At 70.2% G+C, this 25,100-nt stretch carries 31 protein-coding genes and 1 other RNA gene; 17 read left to right on the top strand and 15 right to left on the bottom strand.

What is annotated here, in order from left to right; genetic code table 11:
* Window position 1: 1 nt before the first annotated feature.
* The 15 genes from AC3ZJJ_RS08485 to AC3ZJJ_RS08415 all read left to right on the top strand — a co-directional run bounded on the left by AC3ZJJ_RS08485 (window position 2) and on the right by AC3ZJJ_RS08415 (window position 13,434).
* Entirely contained in the window at window positions 2-760 is a 759-nt protein-coding gene (locus tag AC3ZJJ_RS08485) for an ABC transporter ATP-binding protein (protein ID WP_489895419.1), read from the top strand.
* Window positions 757-1,629 carry a branched-chain amino acid ABC transporter permease gene (locus tag AC3ZJJ_RS08480; RefSeq protein WP_489895417.1) on the top strand — a complete coding sequence of 291 codons (873 nt, stop codon included), beginning with the start codon at window positions 757-759 and terminating at the stop codon, window positions 1,627-1,629. The genes AC3ZJJ_RS08485 and AC3ZJJ_RS08480 overlap by 4 nt, the downstream gene beginning before the upstream one ends.
* Window positions 1,626-2,837 carry a branched-chain amino acid ABC transporter permease gene (locus AC3ZJJ_RS08475; protein ID WP_489895415.1) on the top strand — a complete coding sequence of 404 codons (1,212 nt, stop codon included), beginning with the start codon at window positions 1,626-1,628 and terminating at the stop codon, window positions 2,835-2,837. Before AC3ZJJ_RS08480 ends, AC3ZJJ_RS08475 begins: the two co-directional genes overlap by 4 nt.
* Complete coding sequence (locus AC3ZJJ_RS08470) at window positions 2,834-4,399, top strand: class I adenylate-forming enzyme family protein (protein WP_489895413.1); 1,566 nt, start codon at window positions 2,834-2,836, stop codon at window positions 4,397-4,399. Before AC3ZJJ_RS08475 ends, AC3ZJJ_RS08470 begins: the two co-directional genes overlap by 4 nt.
* Complete coding sequence (locus tag AC3ZJJ_RS08465; protein ID WP_489895411.1) at window positions 4,396-5,055, top strand: TetR/AcrR family transcriptional regulator; 660 nt, start codon at window positions 4,396-4,398, stop codon at window positions 5,053-5,055. Before AC3ZJJ_RS08470 ends, AC3ZJJ_RS08465 begins: the two co-directional genes overlap by 4 nt.
* Window positions 5,052-5,891: a 3-hydroxybutyrate dehydrogenase gene (locus tag AC3ZJJ_RS08460; RefSeq protein WP_489895409.1), complete on the top strand. Its 840-nt coding sequence runs from the start codon at window positions 5,052-5,054 to the stop codon at window positions 5,889-5,891. Before AC3ZJJ_RS08465 ends, AC3ZJJ_RS08460 begins: the two co-directional genes overlap by 4 nt.
* Window positions 5,888-6,832 carry an alpha/beta fold hydrolase gene (locus AC3ZJJ_RS08455; protein ID WP_489895407.1) on the top strand — a complete coding sequence of 315 codons (945 nt, stop codon included), beginning with the start codon at window positions 5,888-5,890 and terminating at the stop codon, window positions 6,830-6,832. Before AC3ZJJ_RS08460 ends, AC3ZJJ_RS08455 begins: the two co-directional genes overlap by 4 nt.
* Before the next feature lies 1 nt (window position 6,833).
* Window positions 6,834-7,634: a CoA transferase subunit A gene (locus AC3ZJJ_RS08450; protein WP_489895405.1), complete on the top strand. Its 801-nt coding sequence runs from the start codon at window positions 6,834-6,836 to the stop codon at window positions 7,632-7,634.
* Between the two features lie 2 nt (window positions 7,635-7,636).
* Window positions 7,637-8,296, top strand: coding sequence for a CoA transferase subunit B (locus tag AC3ZJJ_RS08445; protein ID WP_489895403.1), 660 nt, complete (start codon window positions 7,637-7,639; stop codon window positions 8,294-8,296).
* Window positions 8,297-8,472: 176 nt separating this feature from the next.
* Window positions 8,473-9,255 (top strand): cell division ATP-binding protein FtsE, encoded by a 783-nt coding sequence (ftsE, locus tag AC3ZJJ_RS08440; protein WP_489895401.1) that lies wholly within the window; start codon window positions 8,473-8,475, stop codon window positions 9,253-9,255.
* Window positions 9,252-10,166: a permease-like cell division protein FtsX gene (ftsX, locus tag AC3ZJJ_RS08435; protein ID WP_489895399.1), complete on the top strand. Its 915-nt coding sequence runs from the start codon at window positions 9,252-9,254 to the stop codon at window positions 10,164-10,166. Before ftsE ends, ftsX begins: the two co-directional genes overlap by 4 nt.
* A 64-nt stretch (window positions 10,167-10,230) precedes the next feature.
* Complete coding sequence (locus AC3ZJJ_RS08430; protein WP_489895397.1) at window positions 10,231-11,700, top strand: peptidoglycan DD-metalloendopeptidase family protein; 1,470 nt, start codon at window positions 10,231-10,233, stop codon at window positions 11,698-11,700.
* A gap of 59 nt (window positions 11,701-11,759) precedes the next feature.
* Window positions 11,760-12,236: an SsrA-binding protein SmpB gene (gene smpB, locus AC3ZJJ_RS08425; protein ID WP_489895395.1), complete on the top strand. Its 477-nt coding sequence runs from the start codon at window positions 11,760-11,762 to the stop codon at window positions 12,234-12,236.
* Window positions 12,237-12,344: 108 nt separating this feature from the next.
* Window positions 12,345-12,732, top strand: a transfer-messenger RNA (tmRNA) gene (gene ssrA / locus AC3ZJJ_RS08420).
* Between the two features lie 255 nt (window positions 12,733-12,987).
* Window positions 12,988-13,434: a YrdB family protein gene (locus tag AC3ZJJ_RS08415; RefSeq protein WP_489895393.1), complete on the top strand. Its 447-nt coding sequence runs from the start codon at window positions 12,988-12,990 to the stop codon at window positions 13,432-13,434.
* Window positions 13,435-13,598: 164 nt separating this feature from the next.
* Here the strand turns inward: AC3ZJJ_RS08415 and crcB are convergent, their stop codons facing one another.
* From crcB to AC3ZJJ_RS08365, 10 genes are all read right to left on the bottom strand, one after another.
* On the bottom strand, window positions 13,599-14,006 hold the full coding sequence (gene crcB / locus AC3ZJJ_RS08410) for a fluoride efflux transporter CrcB (RefSeq protein ID WP_489895391.1): 408 nt from the start codon (window positions 14,004-14,006) through the stop codon (window positions 13,599-13,601).
* The gene (locus AC3ZJJ_RS08405) at window positions 14,003-14,428 is read right to left on the bottom strand and encodes a fluoride efflux transporter FluC (protein ID WP_489895389.1); all 426 of its coding nucleotides are present in this window, start codon (window positions 14,426-14,428) and stop codon (window positions 14,003-14,005) included. The genes crcB and AC3ZJJ_RS08405 overlap by 4 nt, the downstream gene beginning before the upstream one ends.
* Window positions 14,425-15,045, bottom strand: a complete 621-nt coding sequence (locus AC3ZJJ_RS08400; RefSeq protein WP_489895387.1) for a metal-dependent transcriptional regulator — start codon at window positions 15,043-15,045, stop codon at window positions 14,425-14,427. Before AC3ZJJ_RS08400 ends, AC3ZJJ_RS08405 begins: the two co-directional genes overlap by 4 nt.
* The gene (locus AC3ZJJ_RS08395) at window positions 15,042-15,899 is read right to left on the bottom strand and encodes a metal ABC transporter permease (protein WP_489895385.1); all 858 of its coding nucleotides are present in this window, start codon (window positions 15,897-15,899) and stop codon (window positions 15,042-15,044) included. Before AC3ZJJ_RS08395 ends, AC3ZJJ_RS08400 begins: the two co-directional genes overlap by 4 nt.
* Complete coding sequence (locus AC3ZJJ_RS08390) at window positions 15,896-16,654, bottom strand: metal ABC transporter ATP-binding protein (RefSeq protein ID WP_489895383.1); 759 nt, start codon at window positions 16,652-16,654, stop codon at window positions 15,896-15,898. Before AC3ZJJ_RS08390 ends, AC3ZJJ_RS08395 begins: the two co-directional genes overlap by 4 nt.
* Window positions 16,635-17,582, bottom strand: coding sequence for a metal ABC transporter substrate-binding protein (locus AC3ZJJ_RS08385; RefSeq protein WP_489895381.1), 948 nt, complete (start codon window positions 17,580-17,582; stop codon window positions 16,635-16,637). The genes AC3ZJJ_RS08390 and AC3ZJJ_RS08385 overlap by 20 nt, the downstream gene beginning before the upstream one ends.
* 106 nt (window positions 17,583-17,688) lie before the next feature.
* The gene (hisN, locus tag AC3ZJJ_RS08380) at window positions 17,689-18,486 is read right to left on the bottom strand and encodes a histidinol-phosphatase (RefSeq protein ID WP_489895379.1); all 798 of its coding nucleotides are present in this window, start codon (window positions 18,484-18,486) and stop codon (window positions 17,689-17,691) included.
* A 40-nt stretch (window positions 18,487-18,526) separates the two neighbouring features.
* Window positions 18,527-19,630 (bottom strand): ribosome small subunit-dependent GTPase A, encoded by a 1,104-nt coding sequence (gene rsgA, locus AC3ZJJ_RS08375; protein WP_489895377.1) that lies wholly within the window; start codon window positions 19,628-19,630, stop codon window positions 18,527-18,529.
* Between the two features lie 2 nt (window positions 19,631-19,632).
* Window positions 19,633-20,964, bottom strand: a complete 1,332-nt coding sequence (aroA, locus tag AC3ZJJ_RS08370; RefSeq protein ID WP_489895375.1) for a 3-phosphoshikimate 1-carboxyvinyltransferase — start codon at window positions 20,962-20,964, stop codon at window positions 19,633-19,635.
* A 10-nt stretch (window positions 20,965-20,974) separates the two neighbouring features.
* Window positions 20,975-21,505 carry a DoxX family protein gene (locus AC3ZJJ_RS08365; protein ID WP_489895373.1) on the bottom strand — a complete coding sequence of 177 codons (531 nt, stop codon included), beginning with the start codon at window positions 21,503-21,505 and terminating at the stop codon, window positions 20,975-20,977.
* A gap of 178 nt (window positions 21,506-21,683) precedes the next feature.
* On the opposite strand from AC3ZJJ_RS08365, the gene AC3ZJJ_RS08360 reads away from it, so the two are divergent.
* Entirely contained in the window at window positions 21,684-22,406 is a 723-nt protein-coding gene (locus AC3ZJJ_RS08360; protein ID WP_489895371.1) for a sigma-70 family RNA polymerase sigma factor, read from the top strand.
* On the top strand, window positions 22,406-22,672 hold the full coding sequence (gene rsrA / locus AC3ZJJ_RS08355) for a mycothiol system anti-sigma-R factor (RefSeq protein WP_489895369.1): 267 nt from the start codon (window positions 22,406-22,408) through the stop codon (window positions 22,670-22,672). Before AC3ZJJ_RS08360 ends, rsrA begins: the two co-directional genes overlap by 1 nt.
* 76 nt (window positions 22,673-22,748) lie before the next feature.
* Here the strand turns inward: rsrA and AC3ZJJ_RS08350 are convergent, their stop codons facing one another.
* The 5 genes from AC3ZJJ_RS08350 to AC3ZJJ_RS08330 form a co-directional block, all read right to left on the bottom strand.
* Complete coding sequence (locus AC3ZJJ_RS08350; RefSeq protein ID WP_369299106.1) at window positions 22,749-22,823, bottom strand: 50S ribosomal protein bL37; 75 nt, start codon at window positions 22,821-22,823, stop codon at window positions 22,749-22,751.
* A 64-nt stretch (window positions 22,824-22,887) separates the two neighbouring features.
* Complete coding sequence (locus tag AC3ZJJ_RS08345) at window positions 22,888-23,505, bottom strand: PadR family transcriptional regulator (protein WP_489895367.1); 618 nt, start codon at window positions 23,503-23,505, stop codon at window positions 22,888-22,890.
* The gene (locus AC3ZJJ_RS08340; RefSeq protein ID WP_489895365.1) at window positions 23,505-24,185 is read right to left on the bottom strand and encodes a DUF4097 family beta strand repeat-containing protein; all 681 of its coding nucleotides are present in this window, start codon (window positions 24,183-24,185) and stop codon (window positions 23,505-23,507) included. Before AC3ZJJ_RS08340 ends, AC3ZJJ_RS08345 begins: the two co-directional genes overlap by 1 nt.
* Window positions 24,186-24,317, bottom strand: coding sequence for a hypothetical protein (locus AC3ZJJ_RS08335; RefSeq protein WP_489895363.1), 132 nt, complete (start codon window positions 24,315-24,317; stop codon window positions 24,186-24,188).
* Window positions 24,318-24,478: 161 nt separating this feature from the next.
* Complete coding sequence (locus tag AC3ZJJ_RS08330; RefSeq protein ID WP_489895361.1) at window positions 24,479-25,084, bottom strand: GDSL-type esterase/lipase family protein; 606 nt, start codon at window positions 25,082-25,084, stop codon at window positions 24,479-24,481.
* Window positions 25,085-25,100: the final 16 nt, after the last annotated feature.

The following is a 25,100-nucleotide window of genomic DNA, read 5'->3' as shown; positions in this document are numbered from 1 at the left end:
CATGGCGGACATCCTGACCCTCTCCGGCGTCAGCGCGTCAATCGGCGGCCAGCAGGTCATCGAGGACGTCACCTTCGGCGTCCCGGCGAGCGGCATCACCGCACTCCTGGGACGCAACGGCGTGGGGAAGACCAGCACCATCAAGGCCGTGCTGGGGCTCATCCACCGCACGGCCGGCACCGTGGCGCTCGACGGGGAGCGCATCGACCGCGAGGCCACGCACCGGATCGTGCGGCGCGGAGTCGGGTACGTCCCGGAGGACCGCGAGGTCTTCTCCAAGCTCACCGTCGCCGAGAACCTGCGCCTCGCCGAGCGGGACACCACCCCGCGGCGAGCCCTGGTGGAGGCCCTCTTCCCGGATCTCGTGAAGCGGGCCGGGCAGGCCGCCGGGACGTTGTCCGGCGGCCAACAGCAGATGGTGTCGCTCGCCCGGGCGCTCCTGAACGACAATCGCGTCCTGCTGGTCGACGAGCCCACCAAGGGGCTGGCCCCGAAAATCGTGCAGGAGGTCGCGGAGGCGCTGGCCGAGGCGGCGAAGACGGTGCCCATCCTGCTGGTGGAGCAGAACCTCGCGGTGGTCCGCCGGTTGGCGGACGGTGTGGTGGTCCTCTCCGGCGGCCGGGTGGCGCACACCGGGCGATCGGCCGCCGAGCTGCTGGACGACTCGGCGCTGACCCAATCGCTGCTCGGCGTCGGGTCCCACGCACCGCCGGGCGTCGACGCGGCCCCGGCCGGCGCGCGAGATCGGGAGGGCACATGAGCACCGTCGTCCTCCTGCTCGTCACCGGCCTCGGCCTCGGCGCGCTCTACTTCCTGGTCGCGTCCGGGCTGTCACTGATCTACGGCCTCATGGGCGTGCTGAACTTTGCGCACGGATCCTTCCTGACGCTCGGCGCGTTCGTCGGATGGGAGGCCGCGCGGCGGATGGGCGCCGACAACTGGGGCACCTTTGCCGCCTCGCTGGCCATCGGCGCCGCGGTCGGCGCGGCCTTCGCGGCCTTCACCGAACTGGTGCTGATCCGCCCGCTCTACAACCGCCACATAGAACAGGTGCTCGTGACGGTGGGGCTGTCCCTCGCCTCGGTGGCTCTGTTCGAGGGGATGTGGGGGACCGACCCCGACTTCATCGCCGGGCCGTCCTGGTTCCGGCAGACCACGCAGGTCCTCGGCGCCACCGTCCCCAACGACAGGTTCGTGACGATCGCGGTGGCCGTCATGGTGCTGCTGGCCATGGTGTTTTTCCTCAAGCGCACCCGCTACGGGATGATCATCCGCGCCGGCGTGGAGAACAGGGCCATGGTCACCGCCTTGGGCATCGACGTGCGCAAGGCGTTCACCCTGGTGTTCGCGATCGGCGGCGCCGCGGCGGGGATCGGCGGTGTGCTAGCCAGCCACTACTTCGGCTACGTGTCCCCGCTACTGGGCGGTTCACTGCTGATCTTCGCGTTCATCGTGACCGTCATCGGGGGCCTTGGCTCGCTCACCGGCGCGGCCGTCGCTTCGGTCGTCGTCGGCGTACTCCAGCAGTTCGCGAACTTCTACTGGGGCGTCGGGGACTTCGTGGTGATCGTGCTCCTCGCCGTCGTCCTCCTGACCCGGCCCAACGGACTGATGGGAAAAAAGGCATGAGCGCGCACACCACGGCTGAGGCGTCGGGCACGGCGGGACAGCGGCCCGACGGCGGCGCCCCGCCGCGCGGCACGGGGTCCGGCACGGAAGGACCGGCGGATCGGCGCCCGGGAGGGCCGCTGGCCGCTGGCCGGTCCCGCCGCACCGCGGCCGCCAGCTGGGGCGGCGCGATCGCGGGCGTGGCGGCGCTGGCCCTCCTCCCTCTGCTGAACATCAGCGTCCCCGGCCTGCTGCCCACCCCCACCTACCAGCCCGGGGCCCTCCAGCTCCTGGCGCTATGCATGCTGATGGCGGCCGCGGCGCTCAGCTACCACCTTCTCGTGGGCGTCGCGGGCCTGCTCTCCTTCGGGCACGCGCTCTACTTCGGCGCCGGCACGTACGGCCTGGCCATCATCCTGAACCGGCTCGAGCTGCCGCTGCTGCCGGCCATGGCGCTCACGCTGGTGGCGGTGGTGGTGCTGGCCAACATCACCGGCGCCGTCGCGCTGCGTGTCACGGGGATCCCGTTCGCCATGGTGACCCTGGCGTTCGCGCAGGCCGGATCGGTTCTGGTCCGGCGCAATCCCGGCGGAGCGACTGGCGGAGACGAGGGGCTGACGCTCAACGCGGCCAACGTCCCCGATTTCCTCATCGGCGTCGGCAACACGCGCAACCTCTACTGGATCTCGCTGGTCGCGCTGGTCGTCGCGTTCCTGGCGGTTACCTGGATCCAGCGGAGCAGGGCGGGGCACGTGGCCGCCGCGGTCCGCGAAAACGAGCTGCGCGTGCGCGTGCTGGGGCTCCAGCCGTACCTGGCCAAGCTGCTGGTCTTCGTGGTCGGCGCCACGCTCGCCGCCGTCGTCGGCATGGTCTACCTCTTGCTCCAGTCCGGCGCGGTGCCGCGCGCCGTGTCCGCGGACTTCACCATCACCCTGCTCGTCATGGTGGTGCTCGGCGGCGTCGGCTCCCGGTGGGGCGCGGTCATCGGCGGAGTCGTCTACACGCTGCTGGACCAGCGGCTCGCGGCGCTGGCGAACTCGGAGGCCATCGCCAGCCTGCCGCCCGTGTTGCACCTGCCGCTCTCCGAACCCCTGTTCATCCTCGGTACGCTCTTTATCCTGGTGGTGCTGTTTATGCCCGGCGGACTGACCGGCGCGGCGGGACGGCTCACCCAACGCGGGGGCGCCCGGAGCAGGCGCCCGCGGGAGATCCTCGAGGAGGCCTCATGACCACGGAACACGGCGGCGGGCTGTCGGACGGGCTGCACACCCTGGGCCGCTGGACCGCCGACAGGGCCGGCGCGACGCCGGAGCGCGTCGCCATCGACGACCGCGGCGTCACTCTGCGCTACCGCGACCTGGAGGACCGCGCCGCGTCCCTGGCCGGCGCGCTGGCCGCGGCCGGTTACGCGCCCGGCGACCGCATCGCCACCCTCGGCGGCAACAGCTCCGACCAGGTGGTCCTCTTCTTCGCCTGCGCCAAGGCCGGCCTGGTCCTGGCGCCCCTGTCCTGGCGCCTGGCCCCCGCCGAGCTGGCGGACCAGCTGGCCACTGCGGATCCGGCGCTCCTGCTGGTCGAACCGGAGTTCGCGGCGCTGGCGGGCGCCGCGCTGGCCGCGATGCTGGCCCCGCCCGCCACCGCGGCGCCGGGGCCGGGAGGCGTCGAGGCCTCGGTGCCCGGACCGGCCCGGCACTCCGGGGCACTGGCCCATCCGCGCCCGGTGCCCGACGACGCACCGCTGCTGATGCTCTTCACCTCGGGCACCGAGGGGCCCGCCAAGGCGGCCGTGCTGACGCACGCGAACTGCTTCTGGACCAACCTCTCGCTCTCGCGGACCCTCGACATGGGCAGCCGCGACGTGGTGCTCGCCGTGATGCCGCAGTACCACGTGGGCGGGTGGAACATCCAGCCCCTCCTCGCCTGGTGGACCGGCGCCACGGTGGTGCTCGAGCGGACCTTCGACGCGGGACGGGTCCTCCAGCTGCTCGAGGACCGGGCGGTCACCACCATGATGGGTGTGCCGTCCCACTACCAAATGCTGGCCGAGCACCCTCGCTTCGCTGACGCGGACCTGTCCGCCCTGCGGCTCGCCGTCGTCGGGGGAGCGCCGATGCCGCCCGCCCTCCTGCGCGACTGGCACCGCCGCGGAGTGCGGCTGGTGCAGGGCTACGGACTCACCGAGGCCGGGCCCAACGTGCTGTGCCTGCCCGCCGAGGACGCCACCCGCATGGTGGGCTTCGCGGGGCGCCCCTATCCGCACGTGGAGGTCCGCGTGGCGGATCCGGCGACCGGCCGGATCCTGCGCGGCGCCGGAACCGGGGAGCTGCTCGTCGCCGGGCCCGGCGTCTTCGCCGGCTACTTCCGCGACCCCAAGGCCACCTGTGCCGCCCTGGCCGGCGGCTGGCTCCGCACCGGCGACGTGGTGGAGCGGGACGCGGACGGCTACCTGCGCGTGGTCGGGCGCCTGCGGGACATCTTCATCAGCGGTGGCGAGAACGTGGCGCCCGCGGAGATCGAATCGGTCCTCCAGGGGCACCCCGGTGTCGCCGAGGCCGCCGTCGTGGGCGTTCCCGACGGCCGCTGGGGCGAGGTGGGGGAGGCGTACGTGGTGCGCCGACCCGGAGTGGCCGTGGACGCGCAAGAGCTCGCCGAGCACTGTTCCGGGCGGCTGGCGGCGTTCAAGCGACCCGCGCGGTTCCACTTCGTGGCCGAGCTCCCGCATTCGGGTCTGGACAAGATCTCCCGCGCCCGGCTCCGCGCCGACGCCCGCGCGACGGCGGCCGGCCAGTGAGCACCGTGCCCCGGACCGCGCGCGGGACCCGCACGCGCGCCAAGATCCTCGAGGCCGCGGAGCGCGTCTTCGAGTCGGTCGGCTACCACGAGGCCTCCATCGTCAAGATCACCGAGCAGGCGGGTATTGGGCTGGGCACCTTCTACCTGTACTTCGAGGGCAAGCTGGAGGTGTTCGACGAGGTCGTGGAGGACCTCAACAGGCGGGTGCGCCAGGCCATGTCCGAGGCCGCCGGCGCGCGGGACAACCGGATCGAGGCCGAACGCGCCGGATTCAGGGCGTTCTTCCGCTTCACCGCGGAGCATCCAGCCCTGTATCGGATCATCCGGCAGGCGGAGTTCGTCTCCCCGGGCGCGCTTCGCCGGCACTACACGAGGATCGTAGACGGCTATGTCGAGGGCCTGGCGGCGGCGCAGCTGACCGGGGAGGTCCGCCCCATGGATCCCGAGGTCGCGGCCTGGGCGCTGATGGGGATCGGGGAACTGGTGGGCATGCGGTGGGTGCTGTGGGAGGACGACGTCGGCGGGGGCGACGCCGGCGGGCCCGGCGCTTCCCGGCGTCCGGATGTGCCGGACGAGGTTTTCGAGGAAATGATGCGATTTATCGAACGTGCGATGGCGCCAGATGCGGCGCCGGCGAAAGGCGGAACACCATGACAGAGGCACTCGGCGGGACCACCCCGGCGGAAAGCGCCCGGGGAGGCGACGCCGTCCGGACCGAGGGCGCGACCCGCGCCGAGACCGCGGCCCTTCCGCTCAGCGGGCGCAGCGCCGTCGTCACCGGAGGCGCCAGCGGCATCGGCGAGGCCTGTGCCCGCGAATTCGCCCGGCTGGGCGCCTCGGTGACTGTCGCGGACCTCAATGGCGCCGAGGCCGAGCGGGTGGCCGCGGACATCGGCGGCACCGCGTGGCAGGTGGATCTCGCCGACACGCGCGCCCTGGAGGCGGCCACGCTGGACACCGACATTCTTGTCAATAACGCGGGCATCCAACGCATCGACCCGGTGCACGAATACGATCCCGAGACGTGGCGCCTGATCCACCGGCTCATGCTTGAATCGCCGTTCCTGCTGATCCGCGCCGCGCTGCCGGGCATGTACCGCCGGGGGTTCGGCCGGATCATCAACATCTCCAGCGTCCACGGGCTGCGCGCGTCCGCCTTCAAGAGCGCCTACGTCTCCGCCAAGCACGGCCTCGAGGGGCTGTCCAAGGTCACCGCCCTCGAGGGAGGCGAGCACGGGGTCACCAGCAACTGCATCAACCCGGCCTACGTGCGCACGCCACTGGTCGAGCGGCAGATCGCAGACCAGGCCACGCTCCACGGGATCCCCGAGTCCGAGGTGGTGGCCAAGGTGATGCTGACCGAAAGCGCGGTCAAGCGGCTGGTCGAGCCGGAGGAGGTGGCCTCGCTGGCCGCCTGGCTGGCCTCCCCGATGGCCGGGATGGTCACGGGGGCGTCCTACACCATGGACGGGGGGTGGACGGCGCGATGAGCGGGGAGACCGCCTACCGCGCCGCCGACGTCCCCGTCCCGGGCGGAGACCTGCGCGTTGGCGTATGGGGGCCGGACGATGCCGGGACGCCGAGCGTGCTCGCGATCCACGGCGTGACGGCGTCCCACCGCGCGTGGGGACTGGTGGCCGCCGCGCTGCCAGGCATCCGCGTGATCGCGCCGGACCTCCGGGGGCGCGGACGCAGCAACGCGCTGCCCGGACCCTACGGCATGCCCGTCCACGCGGACGACCTGGCGGCCGTGCTGGAGCACTTCGGCACCGGGCCCGTCGTCGTCGTGGGCCACTCCATGGGGGCGTTCGTGGCGCTCGTCCTGGCGCACCGGCATCCGGGCCTCGTCCGGTCGCTCCTGCTGGTCGACGGCGGGTTGCCGCTGGTTGTGCCCCCGGGCCTGGAGGACGGGGAGATCCTCACCGCCGTTCTCGGCCCCGCGGCCCGGCGCCTGGGCATGGAATTCGAGTCGGTCGAGGTATACCGCGACTATTGGAGGTCCCACCCCGCGTTCGCCGACGGCTGGGGCGCACTGGTGGAGGACTACGTCGACTACGACCTCGAGGGGACCGCGCCCCGACTCCGCCCGTCCACCCGGTACGCCGCGCTCGCCGAAGACACGGCCGAACTCCACCGCGGTCCGTCGCTAACGGCCGCGCTGGACGGTTTGGCGCACCCCGCCACGCTGCTCCGCTCGCCGCGCGGCCTGATGGGCGAAGAGCCCGGCCTGTTCGCCGCCGAGTACGTGGCGGAGTGGCAGGACCGGTTGCCCGCCCTGCGGTCCCGCGAGGTTGCGGGAACAAACCACTACACGATCATCATGGACGAGCCCGGCGCCGGGCACGTCGCCGCGGAGGCGCGGTCCATGCTGTCCGCCGCGGGATCCCCTCCCGCGGCGCCGAACGTATCATCGACCCAAGGAGGTCACTGAGTTGGCAATCGACAAGGCGTATGCGAGTGCCGCGGAGGCCGTCGCGGACATCCCGGACGGTGCTTCGTTGGCGGTCGGGGGCTTCGGGCTCTCCGGAAATCCGATCCAGCTGATCGAGGCGCTGCTTCACCAGGGCGCCACCGGACTCTCGGTGGTGTCCAACAACTGCGGGGTCGACGGCTGGGGGCTGGGGATCCTTCTGGCGGCCGGTCGGATCAGGAAGATGACGTCCTCCTACGTGGGCGAGAACAAGGAGTTCGCGCGGCGCTACCTCACCGGGGAGTTGGAGCTCGAGCTGACCCCGCAGGGGACCCTGGCCGAGAAGTTGCGGGCCGGAGGGTCCGGCATCGCGGCGTTCTTCACCCGCGCCGGCGTCGGGACCCAGGTCGCCGAGGGCGGCCTCCCGCAGCGGTACGACGCCGACGGCAACGTTGCGCAGGTGTCGCGGCCCAAGGAGGTTCGCCCCTTTTCCCTGCGCGGCGAGGAGGGCGACTACGTGCTGGAGGAGGCGATCGCCACGGACTACGCGCTGGTGCACGCGCTCAAGGGCGACCGCCACGGGAACCTGGTTTTCAACAAGGCGGCCCGGCAGTTTTCGCCGCCGGCCGCCATGGCGGGCCGCGTGTGCATCGCGCAGGTGGAGGAGCTCGTCGAACCCGGCGAGATCGATCCCGACCAGGTCCACCTTCCCGGGGTCTTTGTGCACCGGATCGTCGAGGTCGGACACAACATCGAGAAGCGCATCGAGAAGCGGACCGTCACGCCCTCCGGGGCCGGCGGCAACAACGGGAAGGTGGCCTGACCATGGGGTTGACCCGTGAAAAGATGGCGGCCCGCGCCGCACAGGAATTGGGCGACGGGGACTACGTGAACCTGGGCATCGGCCTTCCGACCCTGGTGCCCAACTATGTTCCGGCGGATCGGACGGTGGTGCTGCAGTCGGAGAACGGGATCCTCGGCGTGGGCCCCTACCCAACCGAGGAGAACGTGGACCCGGATCTGATCAACGCGGGCAAGGAAACCGTGACCGTCAATCCGGGGGCTTCCTTTTTCGACTCCGCGACGAGCTTCGGGATGATCCGCGGCGGGAAGATCGACGCCGCGATCCTCGGTGCCATGCAGGTCTCCGCGGCGGGCGACCTGGCCAACTGGATGATCCCGGGCAAGATGGTCAAGGGTCCGGGCGGGGCGATGGACCTGGTCCACGGAGCCGGGCGGGTGATCGTGCTGATGGAGCACACCGCGAAGGACGGGACCCCGAAGATCGTAAACCAATGCTCGCTTCCGCTGACCGGGCGCGCGGTGGTGCACCGGATCATCACCGACCTCGCGGTCATCGACGTCACCCCCGACGGGCTTGTGCTGGTCGAGACCGCGCCGGGGGTCAGCGAGGAGGAGGTCCGCGCCGCCACCGAGCCCGAACTGCGCACGCCGGACGCGCCAAACGTGCCCTCGAGGGCCTAGCGCGGTTCCCGCCGGGACGCCGGCGGGAACCCCTTCCTCCGGGGCGACACACCGCCGGCGTTCGCGCCCCTGATGCTGGTGAGCACTAGAGTGCAAGTGCCGGTGCCGCAACTTCCCCCAGCAAAAGCCCCGCATCCATGGCCGATGAACCGGCGGTCCGTGTGGGCAGAACCGACATGATCAGATTTGAGCACGTCACCAAGGTCTACGACCAGACTTCCCGTCCAGCTTTGGACGACATCGACATCGAGATCAACCGTGGCGACTTCGCTTTCCTTGTCGGCGCCTCCGGCTCCGGCAAATCGACGTTTATCCGCCTGATCCTGCGCGAGGACACGTCCACACGCGGCTCCGTGCACGTCGCCGGGCAGAACGTTGCCCGCATCCCGAGCTGGCGCGTTCCGCGCCTGCGGCGCGGCATCGGCGTCGTCTTCCAGGATTTCCGCCTGCTTCCCAACAAGGACGTCTTCGGCAACGTCGCCTTCGCCATGCAGGTCATCGGCAAGAGTCGCGCCATGATCCGTGACACCGTCCCGGAGGTGCTGAGGACCGTTGGCCTGGAAGGCAAGGAAAAGCGCATGCCCAACGAACTCTCCGGCGGCGAGCAGCAGCGCGTCGCCATTGCCCGCGCCATCGTCAACCGGCCCGGAATCCTGTTGGCCGACGAGCCCACGGGCAACCTGGACCCGGCCACCAGCGTCGGCATCATGAACGTGCTGGACCGGGTGAACCAGAACGGCACGACCGTGGTCATGGCCACGCACGACGACGACATCGTCAACTCGATGCGCCGGCGCGTGATCGAACTCTCGGAGGGCAGGATCATCCGCGACGAGGCGGCGGGGGAGTACACGGCCATGATCCCCATCGTCAAGGCCGACGGCTCCCGGGAGCTACGGCTCGCCGATCCCGGCGACCAGGCCATCGCCCCGTTCGACCCAGAGGAGGACGGCGCATGAGGTTCGCATTCATCCTCGGCGAGATCGGCTCCGGCCTGCGCCGCAACCTCTCCATGGTCGTGTCGGTCGTCCTGGTCACGTTCATCTCGCTGACCTTCGTGGGCGGCGCCGCCCTGCTCCAACTGCAGATCACCCAGATGAAGGGGTTCTGGTACGACAAGGTCCAGGTCGCCGTCTTCCTCTGTGGCGAGAACTACGGCTCCCAGACCTGCGCCGACGGGGCCGTCACCGACGCCCAGCGCGAGGACATCAGCGCCATGATGGACTCGGCCGCCGTGGCGCCGTACATCGACAGCTACGAGTACGAGTCGCAGGAACAGGCGCTCGGCCACTTCCGCGAGCAGTTCAAGAACTCGCCGATCGTGGACACGGTCACGGCGGACCAGCTGCCCGAGTCGTTCCGGGTCAGGCTCGTAGACCCCGAGAAGTACGAGGTGATCAACGAACTGTTCTCCTCAATGCAGGGCGTGGACGTGGTCATCGACCAGCGCGAGCTTCTGGAGAAGATCTTCTCGATCATGAACATCGCCTCGCTGGTTGCGGTGGGCATCGCCGGAGTGATGATCATCTGCGCGGTGCTGCTGATCGCCACGACCATCAGGCTCTCGGCTTTCAGCCGCCGGCGGGAGACGGGCATCATGCGGCTCGTCGGAGCGTCTAAACTGGTAATCCAACTGCCCTTCGTCCTGGAGGGCGTCATTGCGGCGTTGATCGGTGCGCTGCTCGCAGCCGGCTCGCTCTGGGCGGTCGCGCACTTCCTGGTCGACGGTCGCCTGGCGAATGAATATCCGGACACGGCGTTCATCTCGACAGGCGAGGTGTTACTGGTGACACCACTGTTGTTGGTGTTGGGTTGTGTGCTTGCTGGTGTATCGTCGATCCTAACCTTGAGGCGCTACCTGAAGGTCTAGCACGCTCCCTCGTTTGTAAGCCCTCCCGGCCCGTGCCAGGGAGGGCGGTAAGAAAGGACCACCCTTGGCGGAACGGACCCGGTGCGCCATGCCCACGACCGCGCTGAGCGGCGTCCTCGCCACGGTGCTGGTCCTTTCCCTGTCCGCGACGGGCGCCCAGGCGGACGAGCTGAACGACCACAAGCAGGAGATCGAGAGCAGCATCGACTCCCTCGAGAGCGATCTGGAGTTCCTCAACGCGGACATCCAGAAGGTGGCGCGCGAGCTGAAGGGCTACCAGTCCCAGCTGCCCGCGGCGCAACAGGCGCTGTCCGAGGCGCAGGGGCGCGTGCAGTCGGCCACCGACGAGGTCGACTCGCTTGCGCAGCGGGTGCAGTTGGCCCAGCAGACCCGAGACCAGATCGCGCGCCAGATCGTCGACGACGCCGCCAAACTCGAGGACACGCGGAAGCTCATCGGGCAGATTGCGACGCAGGCCTACAAGCGCGGCGGCGTCTCCAGCAATCTCAGCCTGATGATGGACGCCGGCGCCGACGGAAACCTGGCCACCGGCATGGACCTCGCCGACCAGGCGCTGCGCAGCCAAAACGCGGTGTTGGACGAACTGAGCCAGCAGCACGCGACCGACCGCAACTCGCAGGCCCGTCTCGAGGCCGTCGAGGAGGAGATCCGGGGCCTGAAGATCAAGGCCGAGGCCGCGCTGGTCCACGAACAGGACGCGCGCGACGAGGCGGAGGCGAGCAAGCGCAAGGTCGACGGCCTGATCGGCAAGGCCGAGGCGTTGAGTGCCGAACTGACGGAGAAGCGCCCGCAGATCAAGGCGCAGATCCAGGAGCAGGAAGCCGAACATGCCCAAGTCCTGTCCGACATCAAGGAGCGGCAGGAGCGGTTGATCCGTGAGGCCGCCGCCAAAAAGAAGCGCGAGGAGGCCGCGGCCGCCGCGCGCCAAAGGGCCGCCGAGGCGGAGGCGGCGGAACGCGCCGCGGCCGCCGCGGCCGCGCGTCGCGCGAACGCCCGGGACGCGGCCGGCAAGCAGGCCGCCGCCGATGCCGCGGAGCGCGAGGCGCAGGATGCCCGGGACGCGGCCTCGGTGCCGTCCGGATCGTCCGGTGGGTGGGGGCTGCGCATTCCGGCCTCGGGGGGATACATCACCTCCGGCTTCGGTTGGCGCCCCACGCCGGCCGGCACCATCGACTACGGCGGCATGGGCGGCTACGTCCACGCGGGACTGGACTGGGGATTCGGCGGGGCGTGCGGGGCGCCGATCCACGCCGCGGCTGCCGGCGAGGTCTGGTACGCGCAGCAGTCCGGCAGCTCCGGCAACAAGGTGACCGTCAGCCACGGCGTTGTGAACGGCCACGCCTTGGCGACGAACTACCACCACATGTCCTACTACACCGTTTCGGCCGGGCAGAGCGTGAGCAAGGGCCAGGTCATCGGATACGTCGGCACAACGGGCAACTCGACCGGGTGCCATCTGCACTTCGAGACCATCCTGGACGGCAGCGCCGTGGACCCGATGGGCCTGCTGTAGCGTAGGATTGATCTTCCGCCATTGGGTGGAACCAATCACAGCTGCAGGAGGAGGTCGCCATGCCCAAGGAAACCGGACGCAAGGTTGTTGCGACCAACCGCAAGGCCCACCACGACTACAACATCATGGACACGTTCGAGGCCGGCATGGTCCTCAGCGGCACCGAGGTCAAGTCCCTCCGCGAGGGCAAGGCGTCTCTGGTGGACGGGTTCGGCCAGTTCTACCGCGACGAGCTGTTCATCGAGGCCGTGTACATCCCGGAATACCTGAACGGCTCGTGGACCAACCACACCGCGCGCCGGCGCCGGAAGCTGCTGCTGCACCGCGAGGAACTGACCAAGATCAGCCGCAAGATCCAAGAGTCCGGCTTCACGATCGTGCCCCTCCAGCTGTATTTCAAGGACGGCCGTGCCAAGCTGGAGATCGGCGTGGGCAAGGGCAAGCGCGAGTTCGACAAGCGGCAGACGCTGCGCGAAAAGCAGGACAACCGCGAGGCTCTGCGCGCGATGCGCGAGCGGAACCGCCGCACCGCGTAGTGGCGGTTGCCCCCGGGGAATGCATTGGCGGCAACCGGGGTTACACTAGAAGTCCGGGGCAAGCCCCCGGGAGTTCGGCGGAGCAACCCGCCGTTGGCAACAAAATACGGGGATGATCGGTTTCGACGGTGTGAGTCGCGACAGGAGAAGCGGGCCGAGGATGCAGGGTTATCTCGGAAACGCTCTCTGCAAAACAATAAGTGCCGAATCTAAGCGCACTGACTTCGCTCTCGCTGCCTAAGCAGCCAGACAGTCCGTCAGCCAGGAATTGCTATCGCTCCTGATACTGGCGTCATTTAGATAGCCACTGCCAGGTACCCACGTCACCGGGGTGCTTGGCATAACTTAGGTGACTGTGCCCAGGGTAGCCCGCAAGGGTCCAGCCGCTTGTTTGCGCGACGGCTGATGGGGCAGAGAAAATCCACAGCAAACTGCGCCCGGAGAAGACCTGGCAAAACCACATCGGACGGGGGTTCAATTCCCCCCATCTCCACCAGCGAAAGAGGCCCGGATTTCCGGGCCTCTTTTGTTTTCGGCGCGGAACGTTCGAGCAGCATGCTGCCGGTCCGCGCCGGCCCCGACTTTCCATTCGGCCGGCCTGCACCGACCGCGCAGCGCCGGTGCGGACCGCAGGTGGCGGGCGTCCCACGCGCAACAGGGGCCGCGCGAGTCGCGCATACAATGGGTGCGGACCTGGTGGCGGGAGGCCCCGCCCGGTGAGGGCAAGATCGGCCGGATGAAGGGATGGCACATGGAGACGCAGCGTCAGGGACCCGAGGTGGGCACACCCAATGTGCGCGCGGCGGGAGCGATGGCGTTCATCCTGGAGGTCGCGCTGCTCGGCGCCGCGGGGTTGTGGGCCATCGAGGCCTTGCCGCTCTTCCCGCTCCTGGCCATGGTTGTGGCAGCCGTGCCGTTGGTCGTCTTCTGGGCGGTCTTTATGGCGCCAAAGTCCAAGCGGCGGCTCCCGTGGCCGGCCCACCCCGTTGTTGCGCACGCCCTCTTCCTGGGCGGCGCCATCCTGCTTCTGGTCGTCGGACGGCCGTGGCTGGCGGGCATCATGCTGTGCCTCACAGTCGTCGGCGGGATGCTGGCGTGGCGGGACCGCGGCCTGGCCGCGGCGGACGCCCGCGCCCTGGCGGAGCGGCCCCGCGACCACGATGCGCGCCGCCCCGCGGGTCGACGCGCCGCACGCTAGGCCCCGCCCACCGAAACGCGAACCGACGCACCCCATTCCGCGCGGTTGCAACCCGGCCCGCTCCCAACAACACCCTGCCTACCAACGCGCGCCGAGCCGACACGCCGCACACCGGAGCGGCAGGCGTTGTCCGGTGTCACGGCGCCCCGGCATTGGCCGCCCGGCTACCCTGGCGGCAGGGTTCCCAGCCAGTAGCCAAGGCCCGCGGCCGCAACCCCGAGCAGCACGTTGGCGAGGATGTTTCCGACGGCGCCCCCGCGCCGCCCCGATTCCCACAACCTGAACGTCGCGACGCTGAAGGTGCTGAAGGTGGTCAGGCCGCCGCAGAAGCCGACGGCGACAATGGTGCGCGCGTCGCCGGGAAGTCCCGACGCCAGCGCGAGGGCCGTTGCCAACCCCATCACCAGGGAGCCCAGCACGTTGGCTGCCAGGGTACCGACGGGCCAGGAGTGCGCCTTGCCGGCGTCGTCGTCCCTGGCCGGGGGCGTGAGAAGCGCGTCCAACCAGACCCTGAGGACGGAGCCCGCGGAACCGGCGACACCCACGCAGAGCGCCAGCGCGAGCGCGCTCACGATGACCGCCCGCGGCGGGACCTTGTGCCGCCAAGCCATAGGCCCGCCGCGGCGGCGGCCAGGCCGGCGACGAGCGACGCCGCAAGATACGCCCCAGCCTGCGCGGCCGACGGCGCGCCGCTGGACGTTGCCGCCGCGGCGACGTGCACGGCCACGGCGGAGAAGGTCGTGAACGCGCCCAGCAGTCCCGGGCCCACGGCGGCGCGCAATGCGACGGAGTCCGCTCCGGGCCCGCCGGCGAGCCACATGCCGGTCAGGACTCCTAGCACCAGGCTGCCGCCCACGTTGATTCCCAGCGTCGTCCAGGGGAAGGCCGCGGGGTCGGGCGACGCCACCCCCAGCCCGTAGCGAAGGAGCGTCCCGACGAAGCCGCCCGCGGCCACCGCCGCGGCGGTGCGCACCGGAAGCCGGGCGCGGCTCATGCCTGATGCGCCGCGGGCACGATCCACACCCCGCGGGCCTGCTCCGGCGTGAGCGGGTGGCTGGCCGAGTCGAGCTGTGTCCCGGGGAGTATCCCCTCGGCCGCGCACGCGCGCAGCAGGCTCGGGTCCACGTCGCTGACGCGCACGACGACGCCGCGCCCTTCCGGGGCGAGGTCCAGCCGAACGGCGTCGGGCAGCCGGAGGTCGCCGTCGGCCGTGGGGATCGGGTCGCCGTGGGGGTCGCTGTCCGGCCGGCCGAGGCGGGCGTCCAGCCGGTCGATGAAGCGGGCCGATACCGTGTGCTCGAGTAGTTCGGCCTCGTCATGCACCTCGTCCCACGCGTAGCCGAGTTCGCCGACCAGGAAGGTCTCTATCAGGCGGTGGCGGCGCACGATCGAGAGGGCCGCGTGCCTCCCCTCGCCGGTCAGCGACACGGAGCCGTACGGCGGGTGGTCCAGGAGCCCGCGCCCGACCAGCTTGGCCACCATTGCCGTCGCCGAGGCGGGGGAGACGCCCAGCTTCACGGCCACCGCGCCGGTCGTGACGGGGCGGCTGTCCCACTCGCCCAGCCCGTAGACCGCCTTGAGATAGTCCTCCTCGCTGCTGGAGAGCATCATGCGGCCACCGTCCGGCGCCGGACCGCGGCCGGAACAACGCCGACGCGGGGCGCGAAGAGGTACGCGGCCAGGAACATCAGGGCCTGCGCGAGGACCACCGACGCGCCCGTCGAGAGGTCCAGATAGTAGCTGGCGTAGATGCCGGCCACGGCGGACGCCACGCCCAACACGGACGCGACCAGCAGCATCCGGCCGAAGCGCCTGGTCAGCAGGAACGCCGTGGCGCCGGGGATGATCAGCATGGCCACCACCAGGATGATGCCCATGGCCTGCAGGCTGGTGACGACCGTAAGCGCCAGCAGACCAAGCAGCACGGCGTTGAGTACCCGGGCGTTGAGCCCGATCGCGTGGGCGTGGACTGGATCGAACGCCATCAGCGTGAGGTCCTTGCGCAGGTACAGCACGATCGCGAGCGTGACGGCTCCGAGGGATAGGACCTGGAGCAGCTCCGATGTACCGGCGCCCAGCACGTTTCCGAACAGGATGTGCCCAAGGTCCACCTGGCTGGGCGTCTTGGACACGATGGCGAGGCCGAGCGCGAACAGTGCGGTGAAGACCACGCCCGTGGCCGTGTCCGACTTGAGCTTGGTGGTGGAGCGCAGGCCCCCGATCAGGTAGACCGCTCCGAGCCCGAAGACGAGGGCCCCGACGGCGAAGGGCACCCCCACGAGATAGGAGAGCGCCACGCCGGGGAGGACCGCGTGGGAGATCGCGTCGCCCATCAGGGACCAGCCCATCAGGACCAGCCAGCAGGACAGCACGGAGCACACCAGTGCCGCCGCGACCGTGACCATCAGCGCGTTCGTCATAAAGCCGTAGCCGAAGGGCTCGGCGAGCCAAACAAGGGGGTTCACCGCGCGGCCTCCCGTCCGTCGGAGCCGAAGGCGAGGGCAAGGTTCGCGTCCGTGAGGACGCGGTCCGGCTCGCCGGCGGCCAGTACCGTGCGGTGGAGCAGCAGCGCGTGCGTGCAGAGCTTGGGCACTCCCGCCAGGTCGTGGGTGGACATGAGAATGGTTCGTCCCGAGCTGCGCAGCAACTCCAGCTGAGCGCTGATGAGGCGCTCCGAGCCCACATCGACGCCGGCGAACGGCTCGTCGAGCAGCATCAGGTCCGCGTCCTGTGCGATGCCGCGGGCCACGAAGGCGCGCTTGCGCTGCCCGCCGGACAGTTCGCCGATCTGCCGCCCCCCAAGCTCGGCCAGGTTGACCCGGTCCAGCGCCTCGTCGACCGCGGCGCGGTCGGCCGCCGACGGTCGGCGGGAGCGGCCCATGTAGCCGTAGCGGCCCATCATCACCACGTCGCGGACGCTCACCGGAAAGGTCCAGTCGACGGCCTCGGCCTGGGGCACGTAGGTGATGCGCCCTTCCTTTCTGGCGCGCCCAGGCGGGACGCCGAAGAGCCGTACGGTACCGGACGACGGGGAGACGAGTCCCATCAGCGTCTTGAACAGCGTGGACTTGCCGCTGCCGTTGACGCCCACGAGTCCGCAGAGTTCGCCCACGGGCAGGCTGAATTCGACGTCCTCCAGCGCGCTTGTGGTCCCGTAGCTCACGCAGAGGCCGGCAACGTCGATGGCCGCCTGCCGGGGTTCAGCCGTTGGCTGGGGCATGGTCCAGTCCCTCCAGGATTTGGTCGATGTCGTAGGTCAGCAGTTCCAGGAACGTCGGTACCGGGCCCTCGGGTCCGGACACTGAGTCGACGTACAGCGGCCCGCGCAGGGGGACGCCGGTCTCGGCGGCGACCCTCTCCTGCGCGGAGGAGTTCACGGTGGACTCGCAGAAGACGGCCGGCACCTTCTTGGACTTCACGAATTCGATCTGCTCCCTGATTTGCCGGGGTGTGCCTTCCGCGTCGGAGTTCACCGGCCACAGGAAGTGCTCCTCGATGCCCATGTCCCTGGCGAGGTAGGAGAAGGCGCCCTCGCACGTGACGAGGGCCGCGTGCGGGTTGGATGCGACGCCGGCCCGCGTGCGGGACTCGAGGTCCATCAGCTTGTCGCGGAAGGCGTCGGCCCGCTGCGCGAAGTAGCCGGCATCGGCGGGACTCAGGGCGGCCAGGGCGCGTTCGGCGTTGTCCACGTAGGTGCGGGCCTGAACGGGCGACATCCAGGCGTGCGGGTTGGGGCGGCCCGAATACGCCCCCGAGGCGATGTCCACCGGGTCGACGCCCTCGGAGAGCACCACATGCGGGGCCTCGAGATCGCGGACGAACCGGCCGAACCAACGTTCCAGGCCCAATCCGTTGTCCAGCATAAGGTCCGCCTCGTGGATCCGCACCAGATCGGACGGAGTCGGCTCGTACCCGTGTATTTCGGCGCCGGGCTTTGTGATGGACAGGACCTCGACGCGGTCTCCTCCGACCTGCCTGACGAGGTCGGCCAGCACGCTGAAGGTCGTGAGCACCACGGGCTTGTCCTGCGCCGCGTTCGCCTCCGGCGGCGCGGCGCAGCCGGACACGAGGAGGATGCAGACAGCGGCCCGCGCGGCGGCCCGGATCCCGAGCCGCCCGGGCGGCCTTGCACCGCTTGGAAGGGTCACGCGCTCGTCCTCGAGCGCGGCATCGGATATTTAGCCATGCCTAAATATTGCACCAGGCAGGCGGCGCGGCACAATCGTGACGCGCCGGTTCGACGGGCGGGCGGCCTCAGTCGCGCGCGAAGATGCCCAGGGCCGCCTCGTGGAGCTTGCCGTTGGTGGCCAGGGCGTTTCCGCCGAAGCAGCCCTCCTCGCCCTCGAGCGAGGTAAAGCGGCCCCCCGCCTCCGTGACGATGGGCACCAGGGCGGCCATGTCGTAGAGGTTCAGCTCCGGCTCGCATGCGATGTCGACGGCACCCTCGGCCAGGAGGCAGTACGACCAGAAGTCGCCGTAGGCGCGGGTTCGCCACACGGCGTCGTGCAGCTCCAGCATCTGGTCCAACTGCCCGCGGTCGCGCCAGCCTCCCAGGCTGGAATAGGACAGCGACGCGTCGGCCAGTTCGCCAACGCCGGACACCCGAAGGCGCGTGGCCGCCGCGAGCGACTTGCCGGTGTAGGCGCCCATCGCCTCCGCGGCCCACCAGCGGCGGCCCAGCGCGGGGGCCGACACCAGGCCGACGACGGGACGGCCCTCGTCCATCAGGGAGATCAGGGTGGCCCAGACGGGGACTCCGCGCACGAAGCTCTTGGTGCCGTCGATCGGATCGATGACCCAGCGGCGCGCCCCGTGGCCGGAGCTGCCGAACTCCTCCCCGAGGACGGCGTCGCGGGGGCGGGCGCGGGCCAGATGGCTGCGGATGGCCTCCTCGGCGTCGCGGTCCGCGTCCGTCACGGGCGTCAGGTCGGGCTTGGTATCCACTTTCAGGTCGATGGCCTTAAAGCGGGACATGGTGAGCGAGTCCACGGAATCCGCGATCACGTGCGCGAGGCGCAGGTCATCGTTGTAGCTCATTACGTCGCGGGTCATGCCCTCCAACCTACCGCAGGCCGACCCGTCGCCCGTGGTCCTAGACGGTCCCCAACTGCTTGGCGTCGACCTTGTCCTCGGCGCCGAGGAGCCGCCGGAGGGAGGCCAGGCGGGCCGGACCGGAGGGGTCCGCTTCGGGGCGGACCACCCAGGCGTCCAGCGCGCAGCCGGGCGCGTCAACGGCGTGTGTGCAGCCGCGGGGACAGTCCACGGAGGCCGGCACCAGGTCGGGGAAGGACTGGAGGATGTGGTCCGGGTCCACGAGCGCGAGTCCGAACGAGCGGATGCCGGGCGTGTCGATGATCCAGGTTCCGGCGGGCGCGTCGCCCACGCGCAGCGCCAGCGTCGATGACGACGTGTGGCGGCCGCGGCCGGTGACGGCGTTGACTCCGCCGGTCGCACGCTGGGCGCCCGTCAGGGCGTTCACCAGCGTCGACTTGCCCACGCCGGAATGGCCCAGCACCACGCTCACCTTGCCGGCGAGCAGCCGGTGCAGCTGTTCCACGGCGCCGCTCTCGAGGCGCGCGGACATGCCGTCGGCCGAGCGCGCGTCGATGCCGGTCGAGGAGTCGCCCGCCGACTTGCTGACCACGACTTCCAAGTCGAGGTGCCGATAGTTTTCGAGGAGCTGAGCGGGGTCCCGGACATCGGCCTTGGTGACACACAGCACCGGTTCGATTCCGGCGTCGTACGCGGCGACCAGCGCACGGTCGATGAACCCCGTCCGGGGCTCCGGATTCGCGGCGGCGACGACGATGACCAATTGGTCGGCATTCGCGACCACGACCCGCTCCACCGGATCCGTGTCGTCGGCGCTGCGCCGCAGGACGGTGTGGCGGTCCTGGATGCGCACCAGGCGGGCGAGGCTGTCCGGGGAGCCGCTGGTGTCGCCCACCAGGGCAACGAAGTCGCCGGGGACGATCGGGGAGCGGCGCAGTTCGCGGGCGCGCGCGGCCACAACGATCCGCTCGTCCTCCGAGTCCTCGCCGAGGATGGCGGTGTAGCGGCCCCGGTCCACGGTCACGATGCGGCCGATCACTGCGTCGTCGTAGGCCGGCCTGTCCTTTGTGCGGGGCTTCGAGCCCTTTTTGTTGGGGCGGATGCGGACGTCGGACTCGTCCCACTGGTAGGCGTCGCGCCCCATCGTCAGCTTCGATCCGCCGTGGCGGCGAGAGCTGCCCACAGCTGGGGGAACTCGGGCATGGTCTTCGACGTGGTGCCGATGTCCTCCACCTCCACGCCGTCGACCGCCAGGCCGATGATCGCCCCGGCCGTCGCCATACGGTGGTCCGCGTAGCTGCGGAACAGTCCGCCGTGCAGTGGCCGCGGCCGGATGACCAGGCCGTCGGGCGTTTCCTCGGCGTCGCCGCCGAGGTTGTTGATCTCCGCCACGAGGGCCGCGAGCCGGTCGGTCTCGTGGCCGCGCAGGTGGGCGATCCCCGTGAGTCGGGATTCGCCGTCGGCCAGCGCGCAGAGGGCCGCGACGGTGGGAGCGAGCTCCGAGGCGTCGGCGAGCTCGATGCCCCTGATGCCTTGCCCGCCGCGCACGGTGAGCGTCCCGTCGGCGAGCTCCACGGATGCGCCCATTCGCGCCAGGATGGAGCGCCAGGCGTCGCCGACCTGGGTGGTGTGCTCCGGCCAGTCCGGGATCGTCACGGTGCCGCCGGTGGCCAAGGCGGCCGCCAGGAACGGTCCGGCATTGGAGAGGTCCTGTTCCATCGTGCGGTCGAACGCGGCGACGGGCCCGGGGGAGACCACCCAGTGGTTGGGCACGGAGTCGTCGACGTCGACGCCAAGGCTGCGCAGCACCTCGACCGTCATGCGGATGTGGTCCAGGCTCGGCACGGGTTTACCGACGTGTTCCAGGTGGAGGCCCTCGCCGAATCGGGCCCCGACAAGAAGCAGCGCGGAGACGAACTGCGAGGAACCGCTGGCGTCGATCACCAGATGCCCGCCGCGGACCCCGCCCGCTCCCCGGACCGTGAACGGCAGGCTTCCCCGACCGGCGTCGTCGACGTCTATTCCCAGGTCCATCAGGGCGCGGATCACGGCGCCGATGGGGCGCTTGCGCATGTGCGCGTCCCCGTCGAAGGAGACCGCCGAACGCGTCAGGGAGGCGACGGGCGGGACAAAACGCATGACCGTGCCCGCGAGGCCGCAGTCGACCGCCACGTCGCCGGGCCCGGCGCCGGGCCCGATCGGCGTCACCAGAAGGTCCGGGCCGTAGGCGCCCTCGCCGGGAACCTCCTCGATCACGGCGCCCAGATCGCGCAGGGCGCGAACCATAAGTTCCGAGTCCCGCGAGTGCAGGGGCGCGCGCAGGCGGCTCGGCCCCGAGGCGATGGCCGCCAGCACCAGGTAGCGGTTGGTCAGCGACTTGGACGCGGGAACGCGCAGCGTGGCGTTGACGGGGGCGGCCGCCCTGGGGGCGCGCCAAGGCGCGGGGGCGGTGGGGACCTGGGGAGCCGGAATGGTCATGCGGATGGGCCTAGTGGCCGATCACCTCGCCGGCGGTCTTGCGGGCGTCGGCTGCGGTGCGCTTGACCGTGCGTCCCAGATCGCGGTTGGTCTTGGCCAGGTGCTTGCGGGCGTCGGCCGTCAGGTGCTGCGCCCGCCACGCCAGCGACGGCTGGCCCGCCGTGTCCACCGAGGCGAGCAGCACGCCGCCGGCGAGCGACGCGTTGCGCAGGCGGGCGCCGGAGCGCGAACCGTTGGAGGAGCCGGAGGAGTCCTCGAAGGACGTCAGGGCGGATGCGCCCACGAGCAGGGACGCCGAGAGGCGCGGGAACTTGCCGAGGGCGAACAGCAGGCCGGCGACCACCTGGACGCCGCCGAGGACCTGGGCGACCGTGGCCGGCCGTTCGGCGAACTGGCCGAGCTGCGGTGCCACGGCGGAGAGCCGGCGCAGTCCGGGCCGCAGGCGTTCCCCGGATTCCGTGGGCTTGCGCAGGCGCTCGAGTCCGGACCAGACAAAGCTCGAGGCCAACAGGGGGCGTGCGATCAGGCGGACGAGAGACATGTGTACCTCCGGGTTCGGCGGGGTGCGTTTTCGCTCCACCTAGTCTTGCACTTTTTCGATGGGTGCGTGCCCCTGGCGGGGAATAGCTCCGACTCTGCGGCGGTTGAGTCAGGTACGTGAGGGATGCCGGTTGGCATCGGTGGCGGCGCGGGTTCCGCGCCGGAAGGGAGGCCCGCCTATGGGCACATTGACCGTGGAGGCACCCGCAGGGTTGGACGGCGCCCCCGGCGTACACTGGGGCGTGATGACCGAGAGTAGCCAGAGCACCGAGATCGTGCCAGATGGAGCCGAATCCGAAGAGCAGCGGCGCGCCCGTTTCGAGCGCGACGCCATGCAGTACGTCGACCAGTTGTTCTCCGCCGCCATGCGCATGGCGCGCAACCCCAGCGACGCCGAAGACCTGGTGCAGGAGGCGTACACGAAGGCCTACTCGGCGTTCCACCAGTACAAGCCGGGCACCAACCTCAAGGCTTGGCTGTACCGGATCCTCACCAACACGTACATCAACCTGTACCGCAAGAGGCAGCGCGAACCGTTGCGTTCCAGCACGGACACGGTCGAGGACTGGCAGATGGCCCAGGCGGCCGAACACACGCCGACGGGTCTTCGGTCCGCCGAGGCCGAGGCGCTGGACCACCTGCCCGATTCGGACGTCAAGGACGCGCTCCAATCGATCCCGGAGGAGTTCCGACTCGCCGTCTACTTCGCGGACGTCGAGGGGTTCGCCTACAAGGAAGTAGCGGAAATCCTCGGGATCCCCATGGGCACGGTGATGTCCCGTCTGCACCGCGGGCGCAAGCAATTGCGCGAATTACTGGCCGACTATGCCGCCGAGCGCGGCCTCGGCAAAAAAACGACAACGAACGGCCGCGCGGTTGCCGCCGCGCAGGAGGGAAAATAATGGGCGACTGCCAATCGCTGGGCGACTGCGCCGACAAGCGGATCGTCCGGCTCTACGAATACCTGGATGGCGCGTTGTCCCTTGATGACCTGACGGAAGTCAAGGGGCATCTCGAGCACTGCGAGGAGTGCGCGCACGAGTATGACCTGGAGTGCATCATCCGTTCCGTGGTGCGCCGCAGCTGCCAGGAGGTGGCGCCGGAGACGCTGAAGCAGCGGATCATGGGGCGCATCAGCGAGATCCGCGTCGAGTCCGGCCACGCCTAGCCGGAGCCCGGCTCCCGGAACGCCAAAAGGGTCCACATCCCGCGGGGGATGTGGACCCTTTTGCATACCGAACCGTTTAGGTGTTGGGGCGCTTACCGTGGTTCGCGCCGCCACGCTTACGGTCACGACGCTTGCGTGCTCGCTTGCTCATAGCTGCCTCCTTACTTAGATCAAAAAGAACTGCGTACCAGTCTCCCACATGCGGGGGAGGTGACCTAACCGACGGACGGGGGCCCCGCGTGCAGCGTGGCCCTGATGGTGGCGAGGGACTGGGCGAGCACGGTGCGAATGGTCTGGTCCGCGGCCTCGTCCACTCCGCCGGCAGCCTCGGCGCGGCGCAGCAGGACCCGCACCTCGCCCCGGAAGTCGTTGACCAGGAAGTCCAGTTCGCCGACCGCGCGGGCCCCGGCGGGCTCCCGGGCGGTCGGCGAGCGGAGGGCCGCGGACCTTGCCGCCTCCGAGGAGGCGGCAAGGTCCGCCTTCAGCCCCTTCATGGAACTGCGCAGCTCGGCGCGCAACCCGTCCGCCAGCTGGCTCACCGAATCGGAGATGTCCGCCTCGACCGCGGCCAGGTCCGGCCCGCGCTCCTCGAGCTCCCGCCGGCCGGCCGGCGTCAGGCTATAGACGGTGCGCCGCCCGTCGGTCGCCGTCGCCACCAGGCCCTCCTTCTCCAATTTGGCCAGCCGCGGGTACACGGTGCCGGAACTGGGTTTGTACGTGCCGCCGAACCTGTCCGACAAGGCGGTGATGATCTCGTAGCCGTGCCTGTCGCCGTCGGCCAGGAGGGAGAGCAGGTACAGGCGCAGGGCGCCGTGGGCGAAAACCGGGGGCATCAGATGGCCACCGGACGTTCCGCGGCCTCGGCGCGGTGGAACACGGACAGTGTGCCCGAGACCGACGTGGAGCGGACGGCCAGCGCGGGGCCGCTGGGGCCGAGGCGGGTGCGCACGCGCTCGGCCAGGCCAGCGTAGCGCCGGTCGTTCAGGTTGATCCTGCCCGTTGCGGTGTTGGCGTTGACCTCTATGGCCGTGTCCGCCGGCACCCGGATGGTGACATCGCCGGAGACCGACTTGGCGGCAAGGTCGCGCGGGTGGCCGTGCAGGTCGAAGGCCATGGCGCCGCTGACCGTGGTGGCCCGGACGTGGCTGAGGGTGCCGGAGGCCGTCACCTCGCCGGTGACCGTCTTGGCGACCAGCTCGCCGTTGTGCGCCCTGACGATGGCCTCGCCGCTCACCGTGCTGACCCGGAGCGCGCCGGCCGTGTCGTCGACCATCAGGGAGCCGGAGACCGTGGAGATCTCAACCCCGGCGGCGCATCCGCAGACCAGGGAGTCGCCGCTGACGGACTCCAGCGACACCGCAAGGCCGGCCGGGAGGCCGAGGCTCAGGACCGCGCGGTCGGGGATCGAGGACCCGCCCCAGGCGCGACCCAGGGAGATCTCCTCGCCGTGGCGCACCGTGAGCTTGCCGTTCTCCAGCGACAGGCGCAACGGGCGACCCTCGATCTCGGACACCTAAAGCCTCACGCACGGTTCCTCGTGGACCAACACGTCGACTCGGCCTCCAACCACGGCCACGCGCAACCGGGTCACCGAGTCGATGTCGATCGTCTGGGGGGAGTCGATGCTCCAACTGTCCTTGTCCATGGTGCTTCCCGTCGCCGCAGAATCGCGATATGTCGCGTTGTACGACTCACGATATGTCGCGATGGCGGACGACGCAAGGGGGTTTCGCGGCTCCGGGCACGAAAAGGCCCGTCCGCAGCGGCGAGGCATCACCGTTGCGAACGGGCCGAGTCGCGGAGCGGCTAGCCCGCGGCGGGCTCGGGCAAGTCGAGCCAACGGTGCCAGCCGCGGTGCAGGACAAGCCAGGCAACAAGCCCGTGGCCGGCCTGACCCGGAAGCCCACCGTTCGCCGCCAGGTCGTTGCGCCACTGCTCATGGTGCTGCAGGGGCCCGAAGGTGTCGACGTAGGCGTGGTGGCGCCTGTCCGCCACATCCCCGTATGCGGCCGACAGCTCGGCCAACCGCGCGTTGCGTTCGGCGTCCAGTCCGGGAGTGGGCCCGACAACGAGCGCCTTGATGCTCATCTGCGAGGCGGCATCGAGAATATTGGCGAGGTTGAGGCGGCTGCGCGCCGTGGAGAGGCCGAGGTCCAGGTCGTAGTCGGAGAGCGCCACGACGAGCCGGTTGTCGCAACCGTCTCCGAAGCGCCGCCCCGCCTCCTCCAGCCAGCGCTGCGCCAGCACCTCGGTGCCCTCGTCCGGACTCGCGAGCGTGTAGCTCTCGAGCCGCACGTTTTCGGCAGCGGTCCGTGCGAGGACGCGGCCGTACCAGCCCAAAGCTCGGGGATCGCCGTGCCCGGCCAGCAGTTCGTTGCCCACTGCCGCTATGCGGATGATGCGTTGTTGCACGAAAGACCTCTCTCGG

It is taken from the genome of Arthrobacter sp. AOP29-A2-19 (assembly GCF_058138025.1).
The sequence above is the reverse complement of the archived record's forward strand: the minus strand, read 5'-3'. Positions and strand labels throughout refer to the sequence as shown.

What these genes read in the sequence shown, in the direction of transcription:
- AC3ZJJ_RS08485 (WP_489895419.1), top strand. Translation starts at nt 2, where the DNA reads ATGGCGGACATCCTGACCCTCTCCGGCGTCAGCGCGTCAATCGGCGGC.
- AC3ZJJ_RS08480 (WP_489895417.1), top strand. Translation starts at nt 757, where the DNA reads ATGAGCACCGTCGTCCTCCTGCTCGTCACCGGCCTCGGCCTCGGCGCG.
- AC3ZJJ_RS08475 (WP_489895415.1), top strand. Translation starts at nt 1,626, where the DNA reads ATGAGCGCGCACACCACGGCTGAGGCGTCGGGCACGGCGGGACAGCGG.
- AC3ZJJ_RS08470 (WP_489895413.1), top strand. Translation starts at nt 2,834, where the DNA reads ATGACCACGGAACACGGCGGCGGGCTGTCGGACGGGCTGCACACCCTG.
- AC3ZJJ_RS08460 (WP_489895409.1), top strand. Translation starts at nt 5,052, where the DNA reads ATGACAGAGGCACTCGGCGGGACCACCCCGGCGGAAAGCGCCCGGGGA.
- AC3ZJJ_RS08455 (WP_489895407.1), top strand. Translation starts at nt 5,888, where the DNA reads ATGAGCGGGGAGACCGCCTACCGCGCCGCCGACGTCCCCGTCCCGGGC.
- AC3ZJJ_RS08445 (WP_489895403.1), top strand. Translation starts at nt 7,637, where the DNA reads ATGGGGTTGACCCGTGAAAAGATGGCGGCCCGCGCCGCACAGGAATTG.
- ftsE (WP_489895401.1), top strand. Translation starts at nt 8,473, where the DNA reads ATGATCAGATTTGAGCACGTCACCAAGGTCTACGACCAGACTTCCCGT.
- ftsX (WP_489895399.1), top strand. Translation starts at nt 9,252, where the DNA reads ATGAGGTTCGCATTCATCCTCGGCGAGATCGGCTCCGGCCTGCGCCGC.
- smpB (WP_489895395.1), top strand. Translation starts at nt 11,760, where the DNA reads ATGCCCAAGGAAACCGGACGCAAGGTTGTTGCGACCAACCGCAAGGCC.
- AC3ZJJ_RS08415 (WP_489895393.1), top strand. Translation starts at nt 12,988, where the DNA reads ATGGAGACGCAGCGTCAGGGACCCGAGGTGGGCACACCCAATGTGCGC.
- AC3ZJJ_RS08405 (WP_489895389.1), bottom strand. Translation starts at nt 14,428, where the DNA reads ATGAGCCGCGCCCGGCTTCCGGTGCGCACCGCCGCGGCGGTGGCCGCG.
- AC3ZJJ_RS08400 (WP_489895387.1), bottom strand. Translation starts at nt 15,045, where the DNA reads ATGATGCTCTCCAGCAGCGAGGAGGACTATCTCAAGGCGGTCTACGGG.
- AC3ZJJ_RS08390 (WP_489895383.1), bottom strand. Translation starts at nt 16,654, where the DNA reads ATGCCCCAGCCAACGGCTGAACCCCGGCAGGCGGCCATCGACGTTGCC.
- hisN (WP_489895379.1), bottom strand. Translation starts at nt 18,486, where the DNA reads ATGACCCGCGACGTAATGAGCTACAACGATGACCTGCGCCTCGCGCAC.
- rsgA (WP_489895377.1), bottom strand. Translation starts at nt 19,630, where the DNA reads ATGGGGCGCGACGCCTACCAGTGGGACGAGTCCGACGTCCGCATCCGC.
- aroA (WP_489895375.1), bottom strand. Translation starts at nt 20,964, where the DNA reads ATGACCATTCCGGCTCCCCAGGTCCCCACCGCCCCCGCGCCTTGGCGC.
- AC3ZJJ_RS08365 (WP_489895373.1), bottom strand. Translation starts at nt 21,505, where the DNA reads ATGTCTCTCGTCCGCCTGATCGCACGCCCCCTGTTGGCCTCGAGCTTT.
- AC3ZJJ_RS08360 (WP_489895371.1), top strand. Translation starts at nt 21,684, where the DNA reads ATGGGCACATTGACCGTGGAGGCACCCGCAGGGTTGGACGGCGCCCCC.
- rsrA (WP_489895369.1), top strand. Translation starts at nt 22,406, where the DNA reads ATGGGCGACTGCCAATCGCTGGGCGACTGCGCCGACAAGCGGATCGTC.
- AC3ZJJ_RS08345 (WP_489895367.1), bottom strand. Translation starts at nt 23,505, where the DNA reads ATGCCCCCGGTTTTCGCCCACGGCGCCCTGCGCCTGTACCTGCTCTCC.
- AC3ZJJ_RS08335 (WP_489895363.1), bottom strand. Translation starts at nt 24,317, where the DNA reads ATGGACAAGGACAGTTGGAGCATCGACTCCCCCCAGACGATCGACATC.